General features: G+C 70.3%; 18 protein-coding genes. 3 read left to right on the top strand and 15 right to left on the bottom strand.

All coding sequences use genetic code 11. The features are described 5' to 3' along the window. Window positions 1-36: 36 nt before the first annotated feature. Window positions 37-912: a TauD/TfdA family dioxygenase gene (locus tag K8640_RS23685; RefSeq protein ID WP_223749113.1), complete on the bottom strand. Its 876-nt coding sequence runs from the start codon at window positions 910-912 to the stop codon at window positions 37-39. A gap of 151 nt (window positions 913-1,063) precedes the next feature. Here K8640_RS23685 and K8640_RS23680 point away from each other — a divergent pair, with 151 nt between their 5' ends. Continuing rightward, window positions 1,064-3,067, top strand: coding sequence for a RiPP maturation radical SAM C-methyltransferase (locus tag K8640_RS23680; RefSeq protein ID WP_223749112.1), 2,004 nt, complete (start codon window positions 1,064-1,066; stop codon window positions 3,065-3,067). 217 nt (window positions 3,068-3,284) lie between these two features. Beyond that, window positions 3,285-4,298: a hypothetical protein gene (locus K8640_RS23675; protein WP_223749111.1), complete on the top strand. Its 1,014-nt coding sequence runs from the start codon at window positions 3,285-3,287 to the stop codon at window positions 4,296-4,298. A 58-nt stretch (window positions 4,299-4,356) separates the two neighbouring features. Here K8640_RS23675 and K8640_RS23670 read toward each other — a convergent pair whose 3' ends face one another. After that, the gene (locus K8640_RS23670) at window positions 4,357-5,517 is read right to left on the bottom strand and encodes a class I SAM-dependent methyltransferase (RefSeq protein WP_255653384.1); all 1,161 of its coding nucleotides are present in this window, start codon (window positions 5,515-5,517) and stop codon (window positions 4,357-4,359) included. Window positions 5,518-5,601: 84 nt separating this feature from the next. After that, complete coding sequence (locus K8640_RS23665) at window positions 5,602-6,426, bottom strand: hypothetical protein (RefSeq protein WP_223749109.1); 825 nt, start codon at window positions 6,424-6,426, stop codon at window positions 5,602-5,604. A gap of 406 nt (window positions 6,427-6,832) precedes the next feature. Between K8640_RS23665 and K8640_RS23660 the strand changes: the two genes are divergently transcribed. After that, entirely contained in the window at window positions 6,833-7,672 is an 840-nt protein-coding gene (locus tag K8640_RS23660) for a siderophore-interacting protein (protein WP_223749108.1), read from the top strand. A gap of 48 nt (window positions 7,673-7,720) precedes the next feature. Here the strand turns inward: K8640_RS23660 and mxcL are convergent, their stop codons facing one another. From mxcL to dhbC, 12 genes are all read right to left on the bottom strand, one after another. After that, window positions 7,721-8,989: a myxochelin B biosynthesis transaminase MxcL gene (gene mxcL, locus K8640_RS23655; protein WP_223749107.1), complete on the bottom strand. Its 1,269-nt coding sequence runs from the start codon at window positions 8,987-8,989 to the stop codon at window positions 7,721-7,723. 59 nt (window positions 8,990-9,048) lie between these two features. After that, window positions 9,049-10,272, bottom strand: a complete 1,224-nt coding sequence (mxcK, locus tag K8640_RS23650) for a myxochelin export MFS transporter MxcK (RefSeq protein ID WP_223749106.1) — start codon at window positions 10,270-10,272, stop codon at window positions 9,049-9,051. Window positions 10,273-10,319: 47 nt separating this feature from the next. After that, the gene (locus K8640_RS23645; RefSeq protein WP_223749105.1) at window positions 10,320-11,141 is read right to left on the bottom strand and encodes a TonB family protein; all 822 of its coding nucleotides are present in this window, start codon (window positions 11,139-11,141) and stop codon (window positions 10,320-10,322) included. Further along, window positions 11,128-11,577 (bottom strand): biopolymer transporter ExbD, encoded by a 450-nt coding sequence (locus K8640_RS23640; protein WP_223749104.1) that lies wholly within the window; start codon window positions 11,575-11,577, stop codon window positions 11,128-11,130. Before K8640_RS23640 ends, K8640_RS23645 begins: the two co-directional genes overlap by 14 nt. 2 nt (window positions 11,578-11,579) lie before the next feature. Beyond that, window positions 11,580-12,245 carry a MotA/TolQ/ExbB proton channel family protein gene (locus tag K8640_RS23635; protein WP_223749103.1) on the bottom strand — a complete coding sequence of 222 codons (666 nt, stop codon included), beginning with the start codon at window positions 12,243-12,245 and terminating at the stop codon, window positions 11,580-11,582. A gap of 93 nt (window positions 12,246-12,338) precedes the next feature. Continuing rightward, entirely contained in the window at window positions 12,339-13,568 is a 1,230-nt protein-coding gene (locus tag K8640_RS23630; protein WP_223749102.1) for a hypothetical protein, read from the bottom strand. A 48-nt stretch (window positions 13,569-13,616) separates the two neighbouring features. Beyond that, entirely contained in the window at window positions 13,617-16,187 is a 2,571-nt protein-coding gene (gene mxcH, locus K8640_RS23625; protein WP_223749101.1) for a TonB-dependent siderophore myxochelin receptor MxcH, read from the bottom strand. A 105-nt stretch (window positions 16,188-16,292) separates the two neighbouring features. Beyond that, window positions 16,293-17,669 carry a class II 3-deoxy-7-phosphoheptulonate synthase gene (locus K8640_RS23620; protein ID WP_223749100.1) on the bottom strand — a complete coding sequence of 459 codons (1,377 nt, stop codon included), beginning with the start codon at window positions 17,667-17,669 and terminating at the stop codon, window positions 16,293-16,295. After that, window positions 17,666-22,288, bottom strand: a complete 4,623-nt coding sequence (locus tag K8640_RS23615) for a thioester reductase domain-containing protein (protein ID WP_223749099.1) — start codon at window positions 22,286-22,288, stop codon at window positions 17,666-17,668. The genes K8640_RS23620 and K8640_RS23615 overlap by 4 nt, the downstream gene beginning before the upstream one ends. Before the next feature lie 69 nt (window positions 22,289-22,357). After that, window positions 22,358-23,284, bottom strand: coding sequence for an isochorismatase family protein (locus K8640_RS23610; protein ID WP_223749098.1), 927 nt, complete (start codon window positions 23,282-23,284; stop codon window positions 22,358-22,360). A 41-nt stretch (window positions 23,285-23,325) separates the two neighbouring features. Then, on the bottom strand, window positions 23,326-24,957 hold the full coding sequence (locus K8640_RS23605; RefSeq protein WP_223749097.1) for a (2,3-dihydroxybenzoyl)adenylate synthase: 1,632 nt from the start codon (window positions 24,955-24,957) through the stop codon (window positions 23,326-23,328). After that, complete coding sequence (dhbC, locus tag K8640_RS23600; protein WP_223749096.1) at window positions 24,954-26,171, bottom strand: isochorismate synthase DhbC; 1,218 nt, start codon at window positions 26,169-26,171, stop codon at window positions 24,954-24,956. The genes K8640_RS23605 and dhbC overlap by 4 nt, the downstream gene beginning before the upstream one ends. Between the last annotated feature and the right edge of the window lie 75 nt (window positions 26,172-26,246).

The raw sequence follows: 26,246 nt of genomic DNA, 5'->3' as shown, positions 1-26,246 counted from the left end.
GCGACTCCTTGGGAAGAACGCCAGGGGTGGACGTGCCTAGAAGTTGAGGAAGCTGAGGCTGGAGAAGATCTTCCGCCGCGTGTCCGTGTAGGCATTGCGACCGTGCAGGTAGCGGGAGTTGTCGATGAACGCCAGGTCCCCCGGATGCCAGGCGATGGCGTCCTCCAGCTCCTTCATCGCCTCCTGGACCTCGGAGACGAGGTCGTCCGAGATGGCCGAGCCGTCATCGAAAGACATCAGGTCCCCCAGTGTATTCTTGCGCTCCGACAACAGGCTGTTCGCGAACGCGTCCTGCCCTCCGTAACGGGTCTTCACCACCGCGGGACAGACATATTCGAGGTAGATGGAATCGTCTGGGCTGACGTAATAGGAGACACCCTCAATTCCATCCAAGGTGGTCTGAACGTCGGCCAGGGTGGCGCCATTCCCCATGAAGCGCTGCCATTTGTCGTTGGAGTATCGCTGGAAGAATCGCAGCTTCTTGTTCCGGAAGAGCTGCTTGAGCTCCGGGCGGAGCTTCTCCCAGAGGCGGACCCCGTCCCAGGCGAGCGTCTCGCCGCCCTCCGCGGCGGGGACGCTGCAGCAGAACCAGAGCGCGTCCGGACGGAAGGGGGAGTTGGCCTGCTCGGCGTGGGGCTCCACGTAGCCCATGCCCTCGGTCACCATCTGCACGTAGCCGTCGCTCCCGGCGACGACGGGGCGCAGGCGGTCCCGGTTGAAGCGCGTGCTGAAGCGACCCGCAAAGTCATGCATCACCTGCGGGCTGGTGGTGAAGCCCCGGAAGATGACCAGGCCCGCGGACTTGAAGAGCGCGATGAGCTCCTCCGCGGGCAGCTGGAGGATGTCGTCCGGACCCTCCCGGTGGACGAGCCGGCCACTGCCGCTTCCAAACGGTTCGATTCTGAGCGTCATGGACGCCTCCCCTCGATGCGGGTGATGGCTGTAAATTTATGGATAGACAGTCTTGGTCAGGCTATCCGGGTATATGCCGGAATATGCGCTAGGCTTGATGATTTGATTGAATGGGATGGAAGTCAATACGAAGTCAATGCAGAGGCCCCTCATGCGAATCGGTCTCGTTGCACTCCCCTGGTCGCTCCATCGGCATCCCTCCTCGGCGATGGGGGCGCTGTCCGCGTACCTGCGTCAGCAGGAGCCGACGGTGGAGGTGGAGTGCCGCTCCGCCTATCTCGAGGTGGCGAACGAGATCGGGCTGGCGTTCTATGACCTCATCTCCCAGAACTCGTATGAGGTCGGAGAGATGTTGTACACGCCGTGCCTCTTCCCGCAGCAGAAGCAACGGGTGCGTGACTTCTTCGTCAAGCGGATGGAGGCGACCGGAGAGGCATTGACGGGGCCCGGCGCCATCGTGTCCCCGGCCCACTTCGGGGAGGCGTCGACGTGGGAAGAAGTCTTCGACACGCTCACCGCCCGGCTGGAGGCGCACCTGGACCGGCTGGCGGACGCGCTGGCGGGGCGCTTCGACGTGGTGGGCCTCACGACCTGCTTCGGTCAGCTCTTCGCGAACCTCTCGCTCTGTCAGCGCATCAAGCAGCGCTCGCCCGCCACGAAGACGTTGCTGGGCGGGTCGACCATCTCCAACCAGGTGGGGCCGTCGCTGCTGAAGGAGTTCGACTTCCTGGACTACATCATCCAGGGAGAAGGGGAGCAGCCGCTGCTCGCGCTGGTGCGTCAGCTGCGCGAGGGGCAGACGGAGATGCGGGGCATCAAGGGCGTCATCTCGCGGGCCACGGCGGGGGAGCTCGCGGGCGGCGCGCAGCTCTGGGAGGTGCCCAACATCAATGCGCTCCCGCTGCCGGATTACGACGAGTATGCGCGCAAGGCGGAGGAGGGGAACCTCCTGTGGTTCCTCACCATCGAGGGCTCGCGCGGGTGTTGGTGGGACCGGGCCAAGCGCACGGGGAACCCGAAGGCCACGTGCTTCTTCTGCAACCTGAACGTGCAGTGGAATGGCTACCGCGAGAAGAGCGCCGAGCGCGTGGTGACGGACATCCTGGCGCTGAACGGGCGCTACCAGACGAACGTGCTCTTCTTCCTGGACAACATCATCCGCGCCAAGGGCATCGAGGAGTTCGCGGACCGGGTCATCGACACCGGGAAGGACTTCGTCATCTTCTATGAGATGCGCGCCAGCGTCCGGCCCTACGAGCTCTTGCGGCTCTGGGAGGCGGGCGTGCGCTACGTGCAGTTCGGCATCGAGGGGCTGTCCAATTCGTACCTGAAGCGGATTGGCAAGGGGACGTCGGTCATCGCCAACCTGCAGGCGATGAAGGTCTGCCACGAGCTGGGCATCCTCAACAGCGCGAACCTGTTGACGGACTTCCCGGGCGCGCGGCAGGAGGAGGTGGAGGAGACGACGCAGACCATCCTGGACTACGCGCTGCTCTACACCCCGCTGAACCCGAACCGCTTCTGGCTGGGGCGGGGCGCGACCATCGACACGCTGAGCCAGGAGTACGGCCTGTCGAACATCCGCAACGCGGACTTCTACAAGGTGGGGTTGCCGGAGGAGGTCTATCAGCGCATCTCGCTGCTCGACCTCTCGTATGACAGCCCGAGCACGCCCACGGACTGGAGCAGCGTCTACGACGCATGCCGGAAGTGGGGGCGGGCCTACGCGGCGGCGAAGGAGACGCAGTACCGGCACCTGCTGACGTACCTTGACAGCGGCGACTCGATGCGGCTCTACGACACGCGCAGCGGGATGCTGAACAACATCGTGCTGCGGGGACTGGAGCGGGACGTCTACATGGCCTGCATGGAGATCCAACGCTGGGAGGACCTCCGCGAGGAGTTCATCGAGACCGGGCGCGCGACCCAGGACGAGGTCGCGGCGCTGCTCGGACGCTTCGTCGAGCAGCGCATCGTGTACCAGGAGGGGAGTCGGCTGGAGGGCAGTCGCTTCCTGTCGCTCGCGCCCGCGTACACCGCGGAGATGGCGACCCGCCGCATCCGCCGCGCCCACGAGGCCGCGCAGCTGCGCCGCAAGAAGGGGACGGCCGCGCCTCGACAGGAGCAGCCCGTCGCCCTCGCCGAGAGCGCTTGAGCGGACGCCCCGGCGTGGACCCTGCTGGGGGTGTGTAACCATCGGGGGCGATATCGCGTATGGTGGGAGTCTGGCCCCCCGCGTCCATGGTGCGGGGGGCATCCGTTCATCCGGAGGCCTCCCCGTGGTCAGCCCCATCTCCCCTCGGACCGTTTCCATCCCCACCCAGGCCCGTACGACGGAGCCCGTCGCGTCCCCGGCGACGCCGCTCCCCGCCGTGAGCCCTTTCTCCCAGGACGCCCTGGAGCGCGCGAAGCCCGAGCTCGTGAACCTCACGGGGCACAGCCCGGCGCGCACCGCCGCGCCCGAGGGGGCGAGCGCCGTGGCGACGGACGCGGGGGCCGCGCAGTCGGTCGGCCCGAAGCTGCTGCACCTGGACGCCGGTTGGACGCCGCAGGGGCAGGGCTACGACGCGAAGCGCGACCAGGTGCTCACGACCTACTACGCCGATGGCAGTGGCGTGCTGCTCTCGCTCCAGGACAAGGACTCGGGCGTGGAGGCGCAGCAGGTCCGCCTGGGGGGCTCCAGCTCCAACCCCGAGGCCGGGGCGCCCTCTCATGGTGGCGGTGTCTCCACGGACGGTGAGTTCGTCTACGTCTCCGACACCCATCACCTCTACGTCTACCGGCGCGAGGACATCGAGAACGCGAAGCCGGGCGCCGAGGTGCCGGCCTTCCAGGTGACGGAGGTCCCCAGCGGCGACGGGCTGACGGACCCGGCGACGGGCATCGGCCTGGTGTCCGCCGGCAGCTACATGACGGTGAGCGATGGCTACGCGTACGTCGGCTCGTACAGCAAGGACGGCGATGGCAAGGCGGGCGCCGTGTGGCGCTACGAGATCGACGAGAAGACCGGGGAGATCATCGAGGGCTCGCGCCAGGGCCCCATCCGCGCGCCGGACCGCGCGCAGGGCATGACGGTGGTCGACGGGGCGCTGCTGTTCACCACCGGCGACCAGAAGCTGGTCTACCAGCCGTTCGAGGGCACCCCGAACTCCTTCACCGCGGACATCTCCGAGCGCAAGGACATCAGCAACGGGCGCATCGACCCGTATGCCCAGGGCTTCAACATCATCGATGGCGAGCTGTGGGTGACGTACGAGAGCGGCTCGGAGAAGTACCGCGACAAGCTCAATCCCAAGTATGAGCCCCGGGAGCACATCCAGCGGATTCCGCTGGAGGACCTGGACCTCGAGGCCGTCGGCGTCACGCCCGAAGACCTCGAGGGCTGAGGCTCGCGCCACGGCGCGCCTCGCCGGCGAGGCGCTGCATTCCGCGTCGGGTGTCCGCTCACCCCGCGGCGCGCGTGAGGCAGTAGAGGGTGGTGATCTCACGAGAGCGCGCCATGTGCAGCGGGTCCGAGGTGTCCTTGGACTTGGAGTGTCGGGCCGCGGTCGAGCGGCTCCACTTCACCGTCAGGCCGCAGCGGGCGAACTGCTCCTGGAGCCATCCCTGGGGGCGCAGGCCGAGCAGGACCGCGAGGTCGGAGAGGATGAGCAGCCCCTCGCCGCCGGGCGTGAGCGCGTCTGGGAGCCCTTCGAGGAAGCGCCGCAGGAACTGGTTGTCCTCGTCGAACACCGCGCGGTCCACGCGGTTCTTCGGGGGCTCCGGAATCCACGGCGGGTTGCACACCACGAGGTCCGCCTTGCCCTCCGGGAAGAGGTCCCCCTCGGTGACCTGGAAGGACTTGCGCAGCCCCAGCCGCTCCGCGTTCTCCCGGGCACAGGCCACCGCGCGGGAGTCGATGTCCGTCGCCTGCACGGACGAGGCGCCTCGCTGGAGGAGGAGGAACGAGAGCACACCCGTGCCCGTGCCGATGTCGAACACGCGAGGGCCCTTCAGCGTGGGGAGCGAGAGGAGCAGCTCCACGTAGTCGGTGCGCGTGGGCAGGTACACGCCGTAGTGCGGATGGATGAGGCCGGTGAGGCCGGGCACCGACAATCCCTTGCGCCGCCACTCCGCGGCCCCGAGCATGCCGAGCAGTTGCTTGAGGGGGACGACGGTGAACTCCGTCTCGGGCTCGCCCCAGACCTGTCGGCAGGCCAGGGCGACGTCGGGGGCGCGTGAGAGTGCGAGCCGGTAGTCGCGGTCGAGTGACACGACGATGCGCGACAGCGTCTCGTGCTCCAGTTGCCGCGCGCGGCGCTCGGCGCGGAACGCCTCCAGGGGCGTGCGGGCGTTCGACGCGCGCTCCAGTCGGCGGCCCAGCGCGCCCAGCAACTGCTTCGCGTTGTGGAAGTCGCCGGAGTACAGCAGGAACTCGCCTCGGCGGACCCGCTTGAGCGCCGTGTCCGCGCTGAGCCGGTCGTCCACCGGGTGCAGTCGGGCAGGAGAGGGCTCATCGCTCTCCGAGCGCCAGGTGAACGGGGCGCCAGCAGGCAGCGGTGCGGCGGGGGCGACGGTGGGCGCCGGTCCCTTGGGCGGGGGAGCGGTTCGAGGGGGGCGTGGCATGGACCCGGTGGGTAGCACGTCCACGCGCGGGTGTGGAGACAGCGTGCGGAGAGGGGCATGAGGCCCCCCTCCGCGTCGCCTTCGTCACGGAATCTCGGGCGGGCAGTAGATCGCGCAGTTGCCAGGCCCCTGCGGGAAGCAATCCTCCGGGCACGTCGCCCGGGTCTCCGAGCCATTGCAGATACCGTCACCGCAAATCATGCAGTCAGCCGGGCAGAGCTCACCTGACTCACAGACGTTGTCCCCGCACGTCATCTTCCGGAGCCGGAAGGTCTGGTAGCAACCGCCATAACGGTTGTCCATGTCGAGCGTGAGGGAGACGGGGTTGATCGACGTCACCGTGTGCAGCCCCGCGTTCTGGCACTGGCCATTGTGGCGGTCGGCGTCGAAGCGCACATCGAGTGCGATGTCATCGCGGCCGGAGATGCTGAACGTCTGCACGCATCCGCCATAGGCATCGGTGGTGTCGATTCCCCAGGGACCGGTCCAGTCGAGCGTCGGGCCGATGGGAACGACGTAAGTCCCGGGGTTGTCGCACTGCCCGCTGGCAGTCGGGCTTCCCTGTCCATAGAAGCTGACCGTCAGCATCAGCCCGCTCAGCTCACCATACGGGTCCTGGATGCCGAACTTCTGCCAGCACCCCTGCGGCCGGGAGTCGGTGTCGAGGCGAATCTGGCTCGTCCACTGGCCCAGGCCTCGACCTTCGGAGACATTGAAGCCATTACACTCGGGGGAAGCTCCGCTGTATGCGCGAAAGTCATGCCAGAACTCGGCGCCGCCGAGCGCATCGCCACGGGTGCTGGTCGCGTCAGACTCCAGGCTTTCTTCGGGAGCCGCCACGCCGCAGCTGGTCGAGAGGAGGGTCGCTGCCGCGAGCATGGTCGAACGGATGATGTGGGTCTTGAACATGAAGTTTTTTCCTGGGGTGTGGCGGACTCATCGGGTTGGAGTGCGCTGCAACGCTTTGCGGCAGGATTGCCCAGGCGTCACGGGCGCATCCTGCGTCGCAAGGGATTGCATCGCCAGGACATCCTATGATTGGGCAAATCATGAAGTCGAGAGAGTCGCCTGTTCCCCAGGGGAGTCCATGGTGACATCTGTCGTGGGTGTGTGGCTTTGGCGCTCGTTGAATCGCAGACAGGGTGTCTGGATGTGTCGGCGAGCGGCGGGGGGCGCGATTCCCTCGCCAGGTCAGGGGCACCTCCGAGCTCGATGGCGGAACGCCCCGCGAGCGGCACCCGTCAGGCAGCCAATCGCCCGCCCCGGCGAGCGAGCGATTTCAGTTGCGTCGCTGAAATTGCGAGTCAATATTGAAATGAAAGGTGAAGGAGAGCACGTGACGACGAGCGTGACCGAGAAGGTGTACCGACGGGGCCCGTTCCCCGTGAAGTTCCGCTGCCTGGAGGTGCTGCGGGTGACGCCCGTCACCCCGCATGTGGTGCGCATCACCCTGGGCGGCCAGGACATCGAGGGCTTCCACAGCGAAGGGGCCGATGACCATGTGAAGGTCCTGTTCCCGGAGCAGGGCAAGCGCCGGCCCGTGATTCCGACCATGGGCCCCACCGGCCCCCAGCTCCAGCCCGGTGAGAAGAAGCCCGACTCGCGCGACTACACGCCGCGCCGCTACGACTCCACCACTGGCGAGCTGGACCTGGACTTCGTCCTCCACGGCTCCGGCCCCGCATCTTCGTGGGCCGCCCAGGCGAAGCCCGGCGACATGCTCGGCGTCGGCGGCCCGCGCGGCTCGCTCTTCGTCTCCAATGACTTCGACTGGTACCTGCTCGCCGGCGATGAGACCGCCATCCCCGCCATCGCCCGCAGGCTGGAGGAGCTGCCCGAGGGCGCCCGCGCCATCGTCTTCGTCGAGGTGGCCGACGCCAGCGAGGAGCAGCCGCTCACCACCCGCGCCAACGTGACGCTCACCTGGCTGCACCGCAACGGCGCCGAGGCGGGCTCCACCGGCCTGCTCCACAAGGCCATCCGCGAACTCGACTTCCCGCCCGGCGACTACTTCGCCTGGGTGTCGGGAGAGTCATCGGAGATGCGCACCATCCGCGAGCACCTGCTCAACGAGCGCGGCACGCAGAAGAGCTGGGTCCGCGTCACCGGATACTGGAAGCGCGGCCACGCGGACCACATCCACGATTCCAAGTGAGACACCCCTCGGGGAGGCCAGGCACTCCGGCCTCCCCGAAGGCGAGCCTTACGCGGGCTTCGCGAGCGAGCGCAGCACCTCGCCCGCCATCTCCACCGTGTAGTCGATCTGCTCCTCGGTGTGCGCCGCGCCGATGAAGTTCACGTCCCGGCGCAGCAGGATGCCGCGACGGGCCATGCCACCCTGGAACGGCGTCATCCGCTTCGCGTGCTCGGCCATGTCGGGCGAGTAGCGGAAGAAGGGGATGGCGTCGTAGCCCACCACGCGCAGCGACGAGCCCGCCGCCTCCGCCTTCTGGTTGATGCCCTCGCGCAGCCTGCGGCCCAGGTGCGAGACGTGCTTCGCCGGGTCGTTCTGCTTGTAGTGCTTGAGCACCGCCTCGCACACGGCCAGCGTCAACAGCTCACCGCCGAAGGTGGTGGAGACCTGGAGGTCCGCGAGCTTGGAGAGGTACTTCTCCGGGCCGGAGATGGCCGACAGCGGCATGCCCGCGGCGATGCTCTTGGACATGCAGCAGATGTCCGCCCTCACGCCGAAGAACTCCTGCGCGCCGCCCAGCGCCAGACGGAAGCCCGTCACCACCTCGTCCATCACGAACATCACGTTGTGCGCCGTGCACGCCGCGCGCACCTGCTTCATGAAGTCCGCGGACAGCACGCGGTTGTACGGGATGGAGAGGATCACCGCCGCCAGCTGGCCGGCCTGCTTCTCGATGGTGGACAGCAGCACCGCCTCGTCCGGCGGTGTGAAGAGCGGCAGGCGCGTCGTCAGGCCCGCGATGGCGGCCGGCACTCCCGGCGTGTCGAACATGAAGTGGTCGTGCCAGCCGTTGTAGCCGACCGTGATGATGCGCTCCTTGCCCGTCACGTAGCGCGACAGGCGCACCGCCGCGGACGTGGCGTCCGCGCCCGTCTTGAAGAAGCGCGCCTGCTCCGCGCCCGGCACCAGGTCCAGCAGGGCCTGGATGGACGTCACCTCGACGGGCGTGGGCAGTGAGTGGAGGACCCCTTCCTCCAGGTGCTTGCGAATCGTGTCCACCACCGCGGGGTGGTTGTGGCCCAGCATGTTGGCGCCGAGGCCGCTGATGAAGTCGATGTACTCCTGGCCGTCCACGTCCTCCACCAGCGCGCCCCGGCCCCTGGCGAGGAACACGGGGAAGGAGCCGGGGGCGAAGTGCTCCGGCTTCTTCATCATCGACTGGGTGACGCCGGGGACCGTCTTGCGCGCCTCGGCGAGGAACTGGTTCGAGCGCTCCAGCCTCATCTCACCCTGGATGGGGCGAGGGAGGGACGGGTGCTTCTGGGTGGGCATGTCCATGGGGCTTCCTTTGGGTCGAGGTGCTTCGGGTGCTGCGTTCCAGGGAGAAGGTTCGAGGCTCACGTCGTCGCCGTCTTCAGGGCCACCGCGCTCCGGCCGAACGTCCACAGCAGGCCGAGCGACAGGAGCGTCACGGCCACGGCCATCCACCCCACCTGCCCGAAGCCGACGAGCGCGCCGTCCGGAGCGGTGGAGATGAGGAGGCCGCTCACCCACGCGGCGAGCCCCGAGGCGCCGTCGCTCGCGGCCATGTTGACGGCGAGGAACCGGCCGCGCAGCGAGGGCGGCACGCGCGATGACACCAGCGCGATGGTCGGGATGGCGCGCGTGGACGTCACCGCCATGAAGAGCACGAAGGCGGCCGTCACCACCGGCAGCGAGGACGAGGACAGGTGGGTGAACAAGAGGTGCGGGCCCACGGTGCCCACCAGGAGCCACCCGAGCATCCGCCCCGCGCCCAGGCGGTCCGTGAAGCGGCCCACCAGCTTCGCCGCCACCAACGTGCCCGCGCCGCCGCCCAGGTACACCCACGGCAGGTCCGTCTGCGCGAGGCCCAGGTTGCCCACCATGAAGGTGCCCAGGTACGGAATCAGCAGGAAGCTGGCGAACACCACGAAGAAGGTCAGCACCCAGCCCAGCGCCACGCCCGGAGACGCCAGCGTCGCCAGTGGATTGCCCCGGGGCTCGTGGGCGCCGCGCGTCAGGTGCTGCACGACGGGCGGGAGCACGCGCCACAAGCCCAGCCACATCACGAGCGCCAGCGCGCAGATGGCGAAGAACGGCGAGCGCCAGCCGAACAGGTTCGCGATTCCCAGGCCCAGCGGCACCCCGGCCACGGCGGACAGGCCGAGCGCGGACATCACCGTGCCGATGGCCCGACCCCGGCGCTCACCCGGCACGACGTCCGCGATGATGGCCATGATGACCGCGCCCATCAGCCCCGCGCAGGCCCCCGCCAGCGAGCGCGCCACCAGCAGCGACACGAACCCCGACGCGAAGCCGCAGGCCGCGGTGGCGACGATGAACCCCGCGTAGATGGCCAGCAGCGTGCGCTTGCGGTCGAACCTGTCCAACCAGAACAGCCCCAGCACGCCCATGGCCGCGGAGGCCAGGGTGTACGAGGAGACCATCGCGCCGAACCGCGCCGTGGTCAGGCCGAAGCGCCGGATGAACTCCGGCCCCAGCGGCATGATGATCATGAAGTCCAGCAGGTGGCTGAACTGGACCCCCGCGAGCAGCAGGGCCAGCACTCGCTCCTGACGGGGTGGAGAAGCGGCGTTCACGAAAGACTCCATCTTCACGGGCCCGCGTCGGTCGCGCGGGCGAGCGTCTAGGGGCGCACGAAGCGCACCCGGATCGGAGGGGAGACAGCGGCGTGGGGACGACCCTCGCGGTCCAACGCGGTGTCGAAGCGCGCCTTGCGCGCACACGCGAGCGCGGCCTGGCCGAAGCCATGCCCCGGGTCCGAAACGAGCTCGGCGGACGTCACCTCGCCATGCACATCCACGGAGACGCGCAGCACCACCGTCTGGTCATCGATGCGCAGCGTGTCGGCTTCCTTCGGCCAGGGGCAGCTCCAGCTGCGCGCCGACAGCTGGATGGCGCGCGCCCGGCTTCCACCGGTGCCCGTGCCCTCGCTGTCGCCCGCGGGCACCGTGTTGACGGCCGTGGTGGAGCGGCCCGTGGAGGCCGTCACACCGCCCGCGTAGCGCGGGGCATCGCCGGTCGTCATGTCGAACCCGGTGAAGTCGAGCGGCGCGGCGGGCTCCTTCGCCGTCACCACGGCGCCCGCCCGAGCGGGCTCGGCGGGGGCGGGGCGGGCGGAGTCTCGCGGAGCGGGGCTCGGCGTCTTCACGCGCGGCGCCGGCGGGTCCGCGCGGGCGACGCGTTGGGGAGGCGGGGGCGGCGGGGGATTCAGGTCCACCTCGTGGTCCACCTGGATCACCTGCTTGCGCGCGGTGGCCACGGGCGGCCGTCGCTCGGAGGAGGACTTCCAGCCGTGCCAGGCCACGACTCCCACGGTGGCGTGCACGAGGCTGGAGATGAGCAGCGTCCACGCGAGGCCATGGCGGCCGCGTCGCGGGGGCGGCGGTCCCAGGATGATGCTCGCAATGTCGTCGTCGCGACGAGGCGCGGGCTCAGGGAGTGACATGCCCGTCCTCCGCCGTGGGGGGGGCCTCGGTGGGCTCCGGACGCACGGTGCCGAACGCGACCTTGGTGAGCCCCGCCTCCTTGAGCTGGTCCAGCACGAAGATGACCCGGCGATGGGGGACGGCGCCGTCCGCCTGGATGACCGCGCGCAGCTCCGCGTCCTTCGCCAGCGCCTGGCGCGCGCCGTCCCGCAGCGCGACGTCGGAGACCTCCTCGCCGTTCACCAGCACCTGGCCCGTGGAGGTGAGCGCCACCGCGTAGACCGTCTGCACGTGCTCGCTCTGGGCCGCCTTGGGAAGGTCCAGGGGCACGGCGGGGCTGTCCACCAGGCGCGCGGTGACCATGAAGATGATGAGCAGCACCAGCATGATGTCCACGAGGGGCGTGACGTTGATGCCCTCGATCAACCCACCGCGAGGCTGCGTTCCGCCGGCCATGCTCAGGCGCCTCCGTTCCGCTCACGGGCGGAGACGTAGGCCAGCACCAGGTTGGTCAGCGCCTCCGCGTCCGCGAGGATGCTGGCGATGCGGCGCTGGAAGTAGTTGTAGGCGGCGACGGCGGGCAGGGCCACGCCGATGCCGACGGCGGTGGCCACCAGCGCCTCGGCGATGCTGCCCATCACCGCGTTGGAGGCGACCTGGCTGGTGCCGGAGGGCGCGCCCTGCGTCTTGCTCAGCGCCTCGAAGGCCAGCAGCACGCCGATGACGGTGCCGAACAGGCCGATGAACGGCGCGTTGTTGCCCAGCGTGCCCAGGAAGGCCAGCCGGTTCTCCAGCGTGGAGCGCTCGATGGCGAGCGCGCTCTGCATGCCCTTCTCCGCGGCCGTCATGCCCTGCGGCGCCAGCCTCAAGCCCGCGCGCGCCACGGTGGCGCCCACCGACGTGCGCTTCTCCAGCTTGGAGATGGCGGCGGGGAAGTCGCCCGTGGACAGCGTCGCCTCCAGCGCGCCGGACAGCTCGCGGACCCGGTCCTGCTTGGTGCGGAACAACCACCAGCGCTCGAGGATGATGCCCAGGCTCACCAGCGACAGCGCGAACAGGAGCCAGAGCACCCAGTTGGCGCCCCAGTGGATGAAGACATCCTTGACGATTTCGACGATGTGCATGGGTCGGGTCCTCGAGGTCGTCGGTGGGGCGCGGTGCAGCCCCGGAGGCAGCCTGTGTGAAGCCGGTGCCTCCGGGGTCAGCCCGCCAGGACTTCAGCGCAGTTGCAGGAACGAGAAGATGAGGCCGTCGGAGCTGAAGACCAGCTTGCCGCTCTGGTCCGTGAGCTCACGGAAGTGGGTGAGCGAGGAGTTGTTGGTGAACTCGGTGAAGAGCAGGCGGTTGTCGTCCGCCTCGTAGAGGAACGTGCTGCCGGAGGAGGCGGGGAGTGTGTTCACCGCGGTGGCGGTGAAGGTGCTCAGGTTGAGCTGCCAGAACTTCCAGGCCGGGGCGCTGGCGACCAGGCGCGGGTGGGCCTCCGGGTCCACCGTGTAGCCCTGCTCGTCCAGCACGCGCAGGTAGGCGGTGCCGTTGGGGCCGCGCAGCAGCGAGCCCGTGGTGGTGCCGTTGGTCAGCCCCGACAGCTCGCGGTAGAAGTTCGCGTCGAACGCGCCGCTCTCCGGGTTGAAGCGGATGAGGCAGGGCGTCGCGGCCTTGTCCGCGCCCTTCAGGCGGTTGACGGCGGAGCCGTACGCCTCGGTGGCCAGGTACACCTGGTTGTCCGGGCCGACGACGCTGTCACGCACCCAGCCGCAGCGGTTGTCCGTGACGACCTTGACCGAGTCGTTCGTGGTGTCGATGACCACCACGCCGGCCTGGTTGATGACGGCGATGTCCGCGCTGGGGCGCCAGGCGATGGGGATGATGAGGCGGGTGCCCACGCGCACCGGCATGGTGGAGAAGGACGTGAGCGCGCCCTCGATGGCCAGGCCCGGCAGGGGGATGGCGCTCGTCACGGACATCGCGGTGGGGTTCCACACGATGATCTGCGCCGTGTGGGCGTCCACGAAGTACGCCTTGGTGTCCGAGATGAACTGGAACTGGTGCTGGTACTCCTCGATGTTGTCGATGCCGCGGCCCTTGAAGCTGACCTCGCCATCGGACTTGAGCTTGCCCTTGGAGGTGATCTTGAACCGCTCGACCTTGGCCTCCTCGCTGTGGCTGACGAACAGCACGCCCGCCTTGCGGACGCCGGAGCCGAGCGCGCGGCCGGGAATCTCCACGGCGTCCTTGAGGGAGATCTTCTCGGTCTGGTCGACCGAGCGCAGCAGCGCCACGTAGCTGATGGCCTCGCCGTCGACGCTCGACTGGGTGATGGCGGCGTAGAGCGGGCCGTCGTAGTCGGCCTCGTCGGAGTCCTCGTCGTCACCGCAGCCCGTGAAGAGCGACAGCGCGAGCGCCGCGGCGGTGATGCGCGGCAGGGGGAAGAACGAACGGACCTTCATGGGGGGATTTCCTTTCACGACGTTGCGAGATGAAGCGTGGGGACTGAGTCAGAGCTCGGCGACCATCTTGGCGGACACGCCGCGGCCGGGGCGTTGCACGCCGTAGAAGTCCATGGCGGTGGCATCGGTGAGGTTGCGCACGTCGACCGTCCAGCTCAGCGTCGCGCGAGCGGTCCGCGTGACGTACGTGACGGCGAGCGAGTGCAGCAGCTGCGAGGGGATGCGCGACTTCGAGTCCTTGCTGCCCAGCCCCTCCCAGCCCCGGTAGAAGGTGTTGACGAAGCGGGTGTGCCAGGACAGCGACAGCTCGTCGCGCGCGGAGGCCAGGCCGCTCAGCTGGAGGCGGGCGCTGCCGTTGGCCAGGAGCGAGGGCCGGCCGGGCAGGCGCTGTCCGTCGAACGCGCCGAAGTTGCCCTCGGAGGAGGCGTTGCGGATGTCCTGGAAGGTCGCGTTGCCATCCAGCGAGAGGTACTGGCCTGGCGAGGTCCACCCCGCCGCGCCCGTGGCGCCCAGGATGCGGGCCGCGAAGACGTTCTGGTAGGTGAAGTAGCCCTCGCGGCCGATGGGCATGATGAACTGGTCGGTGAGGCGGGCGAAGCCCAGCGCGCCGCCGCGGAACGTGCCCCGGGGCGTCTCGCCGCTGTCGAACGCGAGCTCCAGGTTGACGTTGTGGCTGGTCTCCGGCTCCAGGGTGAGATTGGAGTCGATGAGCATGCCGTCGCCGAAGATCTCATCGGGGCCGGGCAGGCGCGTGGCCCACTCGTACGCGGCCTTGGCGGTGAGCCGGGGCGTGACGTGGTAGCGCAGCGAGTCGCCCACGCCGAAGTTGAAGGTGTCCCGGTCGACGGGTGCGAAGGCGCCGCTGGCGCTGATGCGCTCCGCGCGCGCCAGCTGCACGTAGCTCTTGGCGAAGGCGATGTTCTCCAGCCGCTCGTCGAGTGCATCGAGCTCGTGCTCGAGCCCCGTCACCAGGTTGAACAGGCCGCGGTCCCCCCTGAGCGGGTCCTGCTGTCCCAGCCGCGCCAGCGCGCGGTCCTCTCCGGCGCGCGTCACGTACGTGGGCGCCACGGCCAGGCGCAGCATCTGGTTCGGGGCGAAGGTCCACCCGGCGTTGGCCCGGACGAAGGCCGTGTGCTGTCCCACCCGCCGGTCGATGGCGCGGGACTGAAGCTCCCCGGGCTGGGGCAGGGTGAGGATGCAGCGGCCGAACCAGTCGTAGGCGCAGGAGCCCAGGTCCGTCAGCGAGGCGCGGCGGTAGACGTAACCCCCCACGGCGTCCAGCACGAGGTCGCGCCCGGCGAGCTGCTCGAAGCGGAGCGTGGCGCCACCGGAGCGGTTGCTCGTGTCGACGTCGCCATACGCGTTGCTCATGGTGGCGTCGTGCTGGACCTCCTTGGTGGAGGCCGAGCCGAAGACGCGCAGGCTGAGCCTGCGGGCCCAGGGCCGGTTCAGCACGCCGACCTCCACGCCGCCGCCGCCCGCGCGGAAGGCGTCATGGAAGCGCGGCAGGCGCGCGTCGTGGATGCGGCCCTCGGCGTCGTCCACCTTCACGTCCACCCGGTAGTCGTTGGGGCTGGAGTCGAAGAAGCCGCTGGCGCGGACGAACATCCCGGAGTCGGTGCCGTGCTGCGCGCTCGCCGTCACCCGGTGCGTCTCGAACGAGCCCAGCTCATACGAGGCCGAGGCGCCCGTGCGCTGGAGGTTCTCCGAGGTGACGATGTGCACCGCGCCCCCCAGCGCGTCCGCGCCGAAGCGCGCCGGCACCACGCCCTGGTACAGCTCCATGCGCTGGACCAGGTTGACGGGCACGTTCGCGAAGTCCGGGCCGAAGCCGGCGAGCTCCAGCGGGACGCCGTCGATGAAGAAGCGCACCTGGTCCTCGGACAGGCCCGCCAGCGAGAAGCGCGCGCGGCTGCCCAGGCCCCCTCCACGCCGCACGTCGACGCCCTCGGTGCGCGCCAGCGCCTGGGCCATGTCCACGGCCTCGCGCTGGAGGTTCTCCGTCTCGATGACCTTCACCGACTCGGCGGATCGCCGCCGACGGTTCGCCACGGACTCGCCCTCCACCGTGACTTCGATGGCCTCCTGGGTGACGTCCACGGGCGCGGTGGTGATGACCGGCGGTGGCTCGGTGGGCTCGCCCGGAGAGGAAGGCCCCTGCGGCGCGGGCTCCTCCGATGCGGTCGGCTCGGAAGCGACGTCGCGCGCCTGGCTGGGAGCCTCCGTCACCACGGTGGGCTCGGGGGTGACGGGGAGCCGGAACTCGTAGCTGTAGGCGATGCGCGAGGGGACGGCGACTCCGTCACGTCGCGCGGGCTCGAAGCGGAAGCGCAGCGCGGCATCCTTCGCCGCCTCGTCGAAGCCGTGGCCCTGGGGTTCCAGGACCTGCGCCTCGATGACGCCGCCCTGGTCATCCAGCGTCAGCTTCAGCCGGACGGTGGCCTCCAGCCCGGCCTGCTCCGCCTCGGCTGGGTAGGGCGCCTCGATGAAGGTCACCAGCTTCGGCGGCACCACTGACGGCGGTGGTGCCTCCGCGCCAGGAGGGGGCCCACCGTCGACCTGCGCCCACACGGGCAGCGGCGCGGCCAGGCACGCCAGCAACGCCGCGCCCTGGAACACGCGCCCCGCTCCACGCCGGGTGCGGATTATGAAAATGGTTCGCATTTTCATTTTCGAGGCCGTTTATTCCCGGGGTGCCAGTGATGTCAAGGGTTGGGGGTTGAGTCAGGCTGCACGGGCATGGGGAGACTTCATGTCCCGGAGCTTTTCCGCGACCATGAAGGAGAGCTGGAGCGCCTGGTCTCCGTTCAGGCGAGGGTCGCAGTGCGTGTGGTAGCGGCTGTGGAGGTCGTCCTCGGTGACGGCGAGCGGGCCGCCCAGGCACTCGGTGACGTTCTGGCCGGTCATCTCCAGGTGCATGCCGCCGGCGTGGACGCTCTCGGCGGCGGCGACCTCCAGGAAGGTCTTCACCTCGGAGAGGATGCGGTCGAAGGCGCGCGTCTTGTAGCCGTTGCTGGCCTTGTGGGTGTTGCCGTGCATCGGGTCGATGGACCAGATGACGGGGCGGCCGTCGCGGCGGGTGGCGGTCATGAGGCGGGGCAGGCAGTCGGCGACCTTGTCGGAGCCGAAGCGGCCGATGAGTGTGAGGCGGCCTGGGAGGGCGTCCGGGTTGAGGGCGTCCATCAGGCGCAGCAGGTCATCGGGCTCCATCGTGGGGCCGCACTTGACGCCAATGGGGTTACGGATGCCGCGCATGAACTCGACGTGGCCGCCGTCGAGCTGGCGGGTGCGCTCGCCAATCCAGAGCATGTGGGCGGAGCCGTCGTACCAGTGGCCGCTGGAGGACTCCTGGCGGGTCATCGTCTCCTCGAAGTTGAGGAGCAGGGCCTCGTGGCTGGTGAACAGGTCCACGGGGATGGGGGACGGCGCGTTGTGCTCGGCGGTGGGGCTGAGCGCGTTGATGAAGCACAGCGACTCGAAGATGGAGTCGGCGAGCTTGCGGTAGTTGTCGGCGCCGGGCGTGCCGGCGACGGAGTCGAGCGACCACTGGTGCAGGTTGCACAGGTCCGCGTAACCGCTCTGGGCATAGGCCCGGAGCAGGTTCAGCGTGGCGGAGGACTGGTGGTAGGCCTTGAGCAGGCGCTTGGGGTCGGGCGTGCGCTCCGCGGCGTCGAAGTCCATGCCGTTGATGATGTCGCCGCGATACGCGGGGAGGGTGACGCCGTCGAGCGTCTCCACGGGGCTGGAGCGCGGCTTGGCGAACTGGCCGGCGATGCGGCCCACCTTCACCACGGGCCTGCCGCCGGCGAACGTGAGCACCAGCGCCATCTGGAGGATGAGGCGGAAGGTGTCGCGGATGTTGTCGGAGGTGAACTCCTTGAAGCTCTCCGCGCAGTCGCCGCCCTGGAGCAGGAAGGCCTTGCCCTGGGCGACCTGGGCCAGGGCGGAGGCGAGCCGGCGCGTCTCCGCGGGGTTCACCAGCAGGGGCAGCCGGGACAGCTCATCCTCGACCTGCGTGAGGGCGCGCGCGTCCGGATAGTCCTCCGGCATGTACTTCACGGGCTTCTGCCGCCAGGTGCGGGGGTTCCAGGTTCGGTTCATCGGGAGGGGGCCGTTTCCAGAGGGGTGCCGGGCGTCGCCGGCAGCAGGCCGTTCGCGACGCAGTAGGCGAGGTATCGGAAGAAGAGGGGGCGGTCCGCGGGGGGGCAGGTGATGGCCGTGCCCTCCAGGGCGTGATGGAGGCGCTGACAGCGGATGGGCCCCAGGCCGAACGCGGGCTGGGCGTCACTGGATCGCAGGTCGAAGAAGGCCAGCGTGGTGGTGTTGTCGGCGGTGCCCGCGCGCTCGGCGACCTGGGCGCGCCACTGGGGGACGGGGAGCAGGTCCACGGGGTAGCCGTACTCGCGCACCCAGCGGAACAGGTCCGGCAGGCGCACGTCGGGGACGGGCGTGACGTTGAACACCGTGCCGGGCGTGGCCGTGCGCGACAGCTTGACGATGGCGCGCGCCACGTAGTCGACCGGCGTCCACGTCTCGCCCACCTCGAGCATCGGCAGCGTGCGGGCGGGGATGCCCGCCAGGAGGATTCGCCAGACCAGGTCCTGCGGGTTGACGATGGCGGTGTCGGTGGCGCCGACGACGCGGCCCAGCCGGTACACGGCGACGGGCAGGCCGCGCTCGGACGCCTGTTGCACGAGCCGCTCCGCGACCCACTTGCTCTGCTGGTAGCCGTCGCGCAGGCCGGGGTGCGCGGGCACGAAGTCCTCGGGCACCTCGGGGCTGACGTCGGCCTGGGGCGCCACGGCCAGCGTGGACACGTAGTGGAAGGGCTTGGGCCGCACGGCGGCGGCCAGCCGCAGCAGCTCGCGCGTGCCCCGGACGTTGACGGCCTGGAGGCTGCCGTACTCTCGCACCACGCTCACCACGGCGGCGTTGTGCAGGATGACGTCGCACTCGGCCGCGAGCCCATGGAAACGCGCGCTATTGAGCCCGAGCGAGGGCTGGGTGAGGTCCGACGGGAGCGCGAGGACGCGCTCGCCGAGGCCCTCGGTCGACAGCCGCTGTGACGTCATCGCCGCGCGGATGCGCTCCAGGGCCTGGGCTTCGTCCTTGGCGCGCACCAGGCACACCACGCGCGCCTGGGTCTGGCGCAGGAGCTGGTCGAGCAGGTGCGCGCCGACGAAGCCGGTGGCGCCGGTGAGCAGCACCTGGCGGGGCTCGGGGAACAGCGCCTCGAAGGTGCGCGCGGCTCCCGTCGTCGCGGGAGGCGCGAGGCGGGGGACGATGTCCTCGGACAGCTCGGCGTCCGCGAGCATCGTCGTGCTCGGGCCGGAGGTGTCGTGGCCGCTGGACTCGCCGTGCTCCAGCGCCTGGGCGAGCGCGGCGGCCGTCGGGTAGCGGAACACCGTGGCGACGGGGACCTCGCGTCCCAGGGCGATGCCCAGGCGGTTGGCCACCTGGATGCTCTGGAGGGACTGGCCGCCGCGGTCGAAGAAGTCGTCCTGCGCGGTGAGGCCCGTGGCTCCCAGGACTTCCTCCCAGATGCCCAGCACCACGCGCTCAAGCTCCGTGGTGGCCTGCGCCGTCTGGGTGGCGGGGTCGACCACGGCTGCCTTGCGCAGCTCGGCGCGGTCGATCTTCCCGGTGCTGGTGCGAGGCAGTCGCTCCACGAACACGATGGCGCCGGGCACCATGGGGGCCGGCAGGTTCGCGAGCAGGTGCTTGCGCAGGTCCGCGGCGGACGGTGCCGGTGACTCCGCGACGATGTGCGCGCACAGCCGGCGAGCGCCACCCGGGAGCGTCTGGCCCACCACGGCGGCCTCGCGCACGCCGGGGTGGCCGAGCAGCACCGTCTCCACCTCGGCGGGGTCGATGCGGTGGCCGCTGATCTTCAGCTCGTCGTCCACGCGGCCGACGAAGACCAGCTGTCCGTCCTCGCGCATCCGAGCCTTGTCGCCGGTGCGGTAGGCGCGGGGCTGGCCGGGCAGCGCGGCCAGCGAGATGAAGCGGGCCTTGTCCAGCTCCGGGCGTCCCAGGTAGCCGCGCGCGAGCGCGCCACCCAACAGGCACAGCTCGCCCTCGGAGCCCCGGGCGACGATGCGACCGTGCGCGTCCACCAGCGTCGCGCGCACGCCGGGCAGCGGCACGCCGATGGGGACCTCGTCACGATCGGACGTGAGGCCGTTCGCGTCAGCGAGCGAGGTCGTCGTGTCCGAGCGCATGCCGGGCGGCGGCACGCCGATGGGGACCTCGTCACGGTCGGACGCGGAGCCATTCGCGTCAGCGCGCAAGGTCGTCGTGTCCGAGCGCATGCCGGGCGGCGGCACGCTGATGGCGACCTCGTCACGCTCGGACGCGGGGGCGTTCGCTTCACCGCGCGAGGTCGTCGTGTCCGCGCGCACGTCGGCCATCGGCAGCTCGGACGTGGGGGCCTTCGCATCGCTGAGCGAGGCCACCGTCGCCACCACCGTGGCCTCGGTGGGGCCGTAGGTGTTGAGCAACTCCACGCTCGGGCCCACCTTGGCGCGCCAGCGGGCGACCCGCTCCGGGAGCGCGGCCTCGCCGCCGATGATGACCGTGCGCAGGGAGGAGGGCAGCTTCGCCGCGCCCGTGGACACGGCATAGGCCAGCTCGTGCCAGAAGGCGGTGGGCAGGTCGAGCACGGTGATGCCGTGGGCCGCGCAGGCCTCGAGCAGGCGCGGCACCGACTGGAGCATCTCGTCGGTGCGCAGCACCAGGCGTCCACCCACACATAACGTCAGGAAGACCTCCTCCACGCTGGCGTCGAAGTGCAGCGGCGCGAACTGGAGGACCCGGTCCTCGCGGGTGAAGCGGTAGCGGTGCGTGGCACCCGCGACGAAGTGCGCGAGTGCGTCGTGGGAAATCTGCACGCCGTTGGGCTGGCCCGTGGAGCCGGACGTGTAGATGACGTACGCCAGGTGCTCACCGGCGGCGCGCGTGGGCTGCTCGGCGACGGCGACGTCGCGCCGCTGGATGTCCAGGTGCCCCGAGGCGCGAGGGCTCGCATCGGTGGCCTCGACGGCATCGGAGGGGAGCACGAGCAGCGAGGGCGTGGCGTCCTCGAGGATGGCCGAGGCGCGGGACGCGGGGCCGTTCGGGTCGAGCGGCAGGTAGCCCGCGCCGGCGCGGAGGATGCCCAAGGACGCGATGATGGCGTCGAGCCCGCGAGGCACCTTCACCGCCACGGGGGTGTCGGCGCGCGCGCCCTGCTCGGTGAGCCGGGCCGCGAGCGCTCCGGAGGACTCCCACAGCTCGCGGTATGTGAGCCGGAACCCGCCGTGCTCCACGGCGATGGCGTCCGGCTGCTCGCGGACCTGCTGCTCCATCAGCTCGAGGACGGGCCGGGGCGCCGTGGGGAGCGGGCCGCCGTCGAGCAGCGAGGCCTCGGCGGAGGATACCCCCGCGCCCTGGCCACGCACGGGCGCATCCGGCGCGCCCAGCCAGGTGTCGAGCGCCTGGAGGAACTCGCGCTGGTGGCTGTCCACCGTGCGCGCGTCGTAGCAGGAGGGGTTCGCGTCGAAGTCGACGCGCAGGCCGCCGCCGTCGGAGCGGGCGTACATGCCGATGGAGAGGTCCTCCACCGGGCCCGCGGAGATGTTGTGCGCGATGCCGGGCAGCCCCGCGAAGCGCAGGCCGTAGTCGAACGGCATGATGTTGACCACGGGCCCGAACAGCTTGCGCTGACCACCCACGCGGCGCAGGTCGCGGCGCAGCTGCTCGTAGCGGTAGCGCAGGTGCGGCCGGGACGCCTTCAGCTCCGCGGCGATGTCGCGCGCCAGCGACGCGAGCGAGGCGTCCGCCGCCACGGGCACGCGCAGGGGCACGATGTTCATCGCCATGCACGGCACGCGGATCGCCGCCGAGCCCAGCCGCGTCATCACCGGCAGCCCCAGCACCACCTCGGGCGCGCCCGTGCGCTGGTGGATCCACGCGGCGGCCGCGGCGAGCACCAGGTCCGGCCACGTCAGGCCCACCTGCTTCGCCACGGCCTGCATCCGCTCTACGTCGACCTTCTCGAGCTGCCGCGTGGCGCGGACGAAGGTGGCGGACATGGGCGCGGGCGGGGCCAGCGTCACCGGCAAGGGCGCGTCCGTGAGCCGGCCGACCCAGAACTCACGGTCCTTCTCGAGCTGCGGCCCCGCGCGGTACGCGGCGTCCTCGTCCAGCACGGGGCGCAGGGGGCCGAAGCCCGCGGGCGCGGCCTTCCCCGTGACGCGCGAGGTGTAGAGGTCCGCCACGCGGCGGGCGAGCAGCGAGAAGCCGAACCCGTCCATCGCGATGTGGTGGACGCGCTGGAACCAGAACCAGCGCTCGGGGCCGGCCTTGAACAGGACCTGCGCGAAGAGGGGACCACGGGTGAGGTCCACGGTGCGCGTCAGGTCCTCGCGCATCCACGCCTGGGCGGCGGCCCACGGGTCCTCGGCGGACGTCAGGTCGACGTGCTGGAGCGCCCAGTCCACCCGCGGCGTGACCTGCTGCGAGGGGCCCGCCTCGGTGGTCTCAAAGCGCGCGTGGAGGGCCTCGGCCTCGGAGACGGTCTGCCGGACGGCGGCCTCGAAGTGCGCGGGGTCGATGGCGCCGCGCAGCTCGATGCACTCGCCGGCGTTGTAGATGGGGCTGGCGAGGTCGAGCTGCTGACCGACCCAGATTCCGTGCTGCGCCGCGGAGAGCGGCCAGGGTGCGGCGTGTGATTCGGGCATCGCCAGATCCTTCTGGGGGGACGTCGAGCGGGAGCGAGGTGGGGGAGGCCTCGCTCCGTCAGCGGTGCACTACGAGCGGGCGGACACCTGGACGCTGCTGGCGTCCGGGAGCGGGAGCGTCATGGCGCCGAGCATCGAGTACCACTCGGTCAGCGTGGGGCGTTCGGCCAGCTCCACGAAGGAGGACTCGAAGCCGTAGCTCCTCCAGCGCTCCACCAGGCTCATCAGGCGGATGGAGTCCAGGCCGAGCTCGAGCAGGTTCGCGTCCTCATCCACCTCCTGCACCGACTGCTGGAGCATCTCCGCGACCTCCGCGCGAATCTGCTGCCGGGTCAGGCGCGGGAGCGTCGTCGGCCCGGGCGCGCCCAGCATCTCCAGGACCTGCTGCGTGGTGGTGGTGACCGCGCACAGCTTCGCGGCGTAGTTGAGCGCGAGGTGGTGGTGGTCGAGCGAGAAGTCACCCAGCGCGTCCGCGACGAGGAAGGGCTGGATGTGGCTCATGAAGCCGTCGCTGGCCGTCTGCAGGCAGCCGATGTGCGCGTAGATGCCGCAGATGATGAGCTGATCCCTCCCGAGCGCGCGCATCGTGTTCAGCAGGTCCGTGCGGCGGAACGCGCTGTAGGTCCACTTGGTGAGCTGGAGGTCGACGTGGGTGGGCGTCAGCTCGTCGATGATCTTCTTCTGCTCCGGGGCGTCGGGGATGCCGCCCCCCCAGAAGTCCAGCAGGAGCCCGCGCTGCTCCGGCGTCTGGCCTCCGGGCTGCGCGGAGTACGCCACGGGGATGCCCATCGAGTGGGCGTGCTGGCGCAGCCGCTGGATGTTGGGGACCAGCTCCTTCACGGGCGACTGGCCCGGCGTGAAGGCGTTCACGAAGTAGTGCTGCATGTCGTGGATGAGCAGCACCGCGCGCTTCGGCTCGAGCTTCCAGGCGACCTTGTTCTTGGGCAGGTCGGCGGCGCCGGGCATCGGGTAGGGGGAGATGGCGGGGAGCGCCATGGGGGAAGAGCCTTTCTGGTGCGGACGTGGGGGAGTGGGCTTCAGCGGGGCGCGTTGGGCTGACTGAGCTTCTCGCGCAGCGCCTTCTTGCTGACCTTGCCGACGCCCGTCTTGGGGAACGCGTCGAGGAACTCGACCCGGTCCGGAATCTTGAAGGCCGCCAGGCCCCGCTCCCGCAGGAACGCGGTGAGCGACGTGGCCGGAGGCGGCGTGCCGCGCGGGATGACGAACGCGCAGGTGCGCTCGCCCAGGAACGCATCCGGCATGGACACGACGGCGGCGTCGTGGACCGCGGGGTGCGCCAGCAGGTGGTTCTCCACCTCTTCGGCCGCCACCTTGTCACCGCCGCGGTTGATCTGATCCTTCGCGCGGCCCTCGACCACCAGGTAGCCGTCCGCCGTCATGCGTACCAGGTCTCCGGTGCAGTAGAAGCCGTCGGGGGTGAAGGCGCGCGCGTTGTGTGTCTCCGCCTTGTAGTAACCGCGGATGGTGTACGGCCCGCGCGTGAGCAACTGGCCCGTCTCGCCCACCGCGACGTCCTGCCCGTCCTCGTCGACGATGCGAAGCTCGTCGTCCACGCAGATGGGGCGGCCCTGGGTGTTGACGATGCGCTCCTCGGAGTCGTCCAGGCGCGTGTAGTTGACCAGGCCCTCGGCCATGCCGAAGACCTGCTGCACGGTGCAGCCCAGCGTGGGCTTCACGCGCGCGGCGGCCTCGGCGCTGAACCTGGCGCCGCCCACCTGGAGCACGCGCAGGCTGGACAGGTCATGCCGGCGCGCCTTGGCCGAGTCCATCCACACCATGGCCAGGGGCGGCACCAGGGCGGTGATGGTGACCTTCTCCTTCTCGATGAGGGGGAAGGCCACGTCGGGGCTGGGGTGCAGGGCCAGCACCGCGGTGCCACCCGCGTAGAACGTGCCGAACACGCCCGGCGAGCTCATGGGGAAGTTGTGCGCCGCCGGCAGCGCGCACAGGTACACGCTGGAGGTGTCGAGCTGGCAGATCTCCGCGCTGGCCCGGAGGCTGTAGATGTAGTCGTCGTGCGTGCGCGGGATGAGCTTGGGCACGCCCGTGCTGCCGCCGGACAGCTGGAAGAAGGCGACGTCGTCGGGGCGGGGCTCGGTCAGCGCCACGGGTTGAGCGGCGTACAGGCTCTCCAGCGAGGTGAAGGGGCCCGCGTCGCCCACGACGAGGACGTGCTTGAGCGTGGGCGTCTTCGCCTGCACGGCGGAGGCGAGGTTGCGGTAGTCGAAGCCGCCGTGGCGGTCCGCGATGACGTAGGCGACCGCCTCGGTGAACTCGCAGAAGTAGCCGATCTCCGAGCCGCGGTGCGCGGGCAGGGCGAAGACGGGCAGGGCGCCCAGCCGGAACAGCGCGAAGCACACCTCGTAGAACGCGGCGATGTTGGGCAGCTGCACCACCACCCGGTCCTGCGCGCGGATGCCCAGGCCGTGCAGGCCCGCGGCGAGCTGGTCCACGCGCGCGTCGAGCTGCCGGTACGTGAGCCGCTCGGCGCCGGAGACCAGCGCGGTGAGGTCGCCGTGGCGCTCGGCGCGCTCGCGCAGGAGCTTGCCGAAGGTCTCCCCGCGCCAGTAGCCCGCGGAGCGGTAGCGCGCGGCATAGTCCTCCGGCCAGGTGGGGCAGCCGGAGAGCCGGGACGCGGTCGTGCTCATGGCTTCACCTCGGCGCCCTGGCCCAGGCCCATGGCCTGGAGCATGGTGCGGAACTTGGCCTCGGTCTCCGCCAGCTCCGACTCCGGCTTGGAGCCCGCGACGATGCCCGCGCCCGCGAACAGCCGCAGCGAGCTCTCGTCCGCCTCCGCGCACCGGATGGTCACCGCCCACTGCCCGTCGCCGTTGGCGTCGCACCAGCCCACGGTGCCCGTGAAGTAGCCCCGGTCGAACGGCTCGATGTGGCCGATGGCCTCGTGCGCCAGCTCCGTGGGGAAGCCGCAGACGGCCGGCGTGGGGTGCAGCGCCATCGCCAGCGTCAGCGAGGAGATGGACGGGTCGGCGATCTCCCCGACGATGCGGCTGGACAGGTGCCACATCGTCTGCGTGCTGACGAGCGACGGCCGGGCCGGCACCTCCAGCGTCTTGCAGAACGGACGCATCGCCTCCGCCACCGCGTCGATGACCACCGCGTGCTCATGCAGATCCTTGGGGGACTCGAGGAGGCGGGCCGCCCGGGCCTGGTCCTCGACGGGGTCCGGGCTGCGCGCGGCGGAGCCCGCCAGCGGGTTGGCCACCACCTGCATCCCGTTGCGAGACACGAGCAGCTCGGGGCTCGCGCCGATGAGCGTGCGCCGGCCCTCGCCCGCGCTGGCGCCGGGCAGGTCCACGGCGAAGGTGAAGCCGGACGGGTTGCGGCGGGCCAGGTTGTGCAGCAGCCGCTGCAGGTCGATGGGCGTGGTGGCGCTCAGGTGCAGCGAGCGCGACAGCACCACCTTGCGCAGGGGACCGCTCTGCATGAGCTTGAGCGCCTGGGCCACGCCGTCCAGGTACGCGGCGGGCTCCGGCACCGGGCGCACCGTGTAGCTCTGCGGGAGGACGGGGTGCGGCATGGCCACGTCGTCGAACACGAGCGGGCCGGCGCGCTGGAGCGTCATCGGCACCACGAGCTGCGCGGGCGCGCGGCCGACGAAGGGCACCGCGCCCACCGCCACCGGGATGTCATGGTCCGCCTGGCGCGCGTCGCTCAGCACCTTGGCCACGCGCTCGCCCAGCCGCTCCAGCGAGCTCTGGCCGCCCACGTGCGGCACCGTGGCGAAGGTGCCCCGCGCCAACAACGTCCGGCGTGGCGAGGCGAAGAAGAAGGAGGAGCCGGCCTCGTAGCTCTCGAGCAACTGCGCCGCCAGCTTCTGGGGTGCCACTTCGGTCGTCTTCACAGCCAACCTCCAGTCGCGGAGGACCCGGAGCACGCATCGGACGCGACTCCCGTGGCCTTCCACTGTTTCAATCGT

This window comes from Myxococcus sp. XM-1-1-1, assembly GCF_020037095.1.
Lineage (GTDB): Bacteria > Myxococcota > Myxococcia > Myxococcales > Myxococcaceae > Myxococcus > Myxococcus fulvus.
The sequence above is the reverse complement of the archived record's forward strand: the minus strand, read 5'-3'. Positions and strand labels throughout refer to the sequence as shown.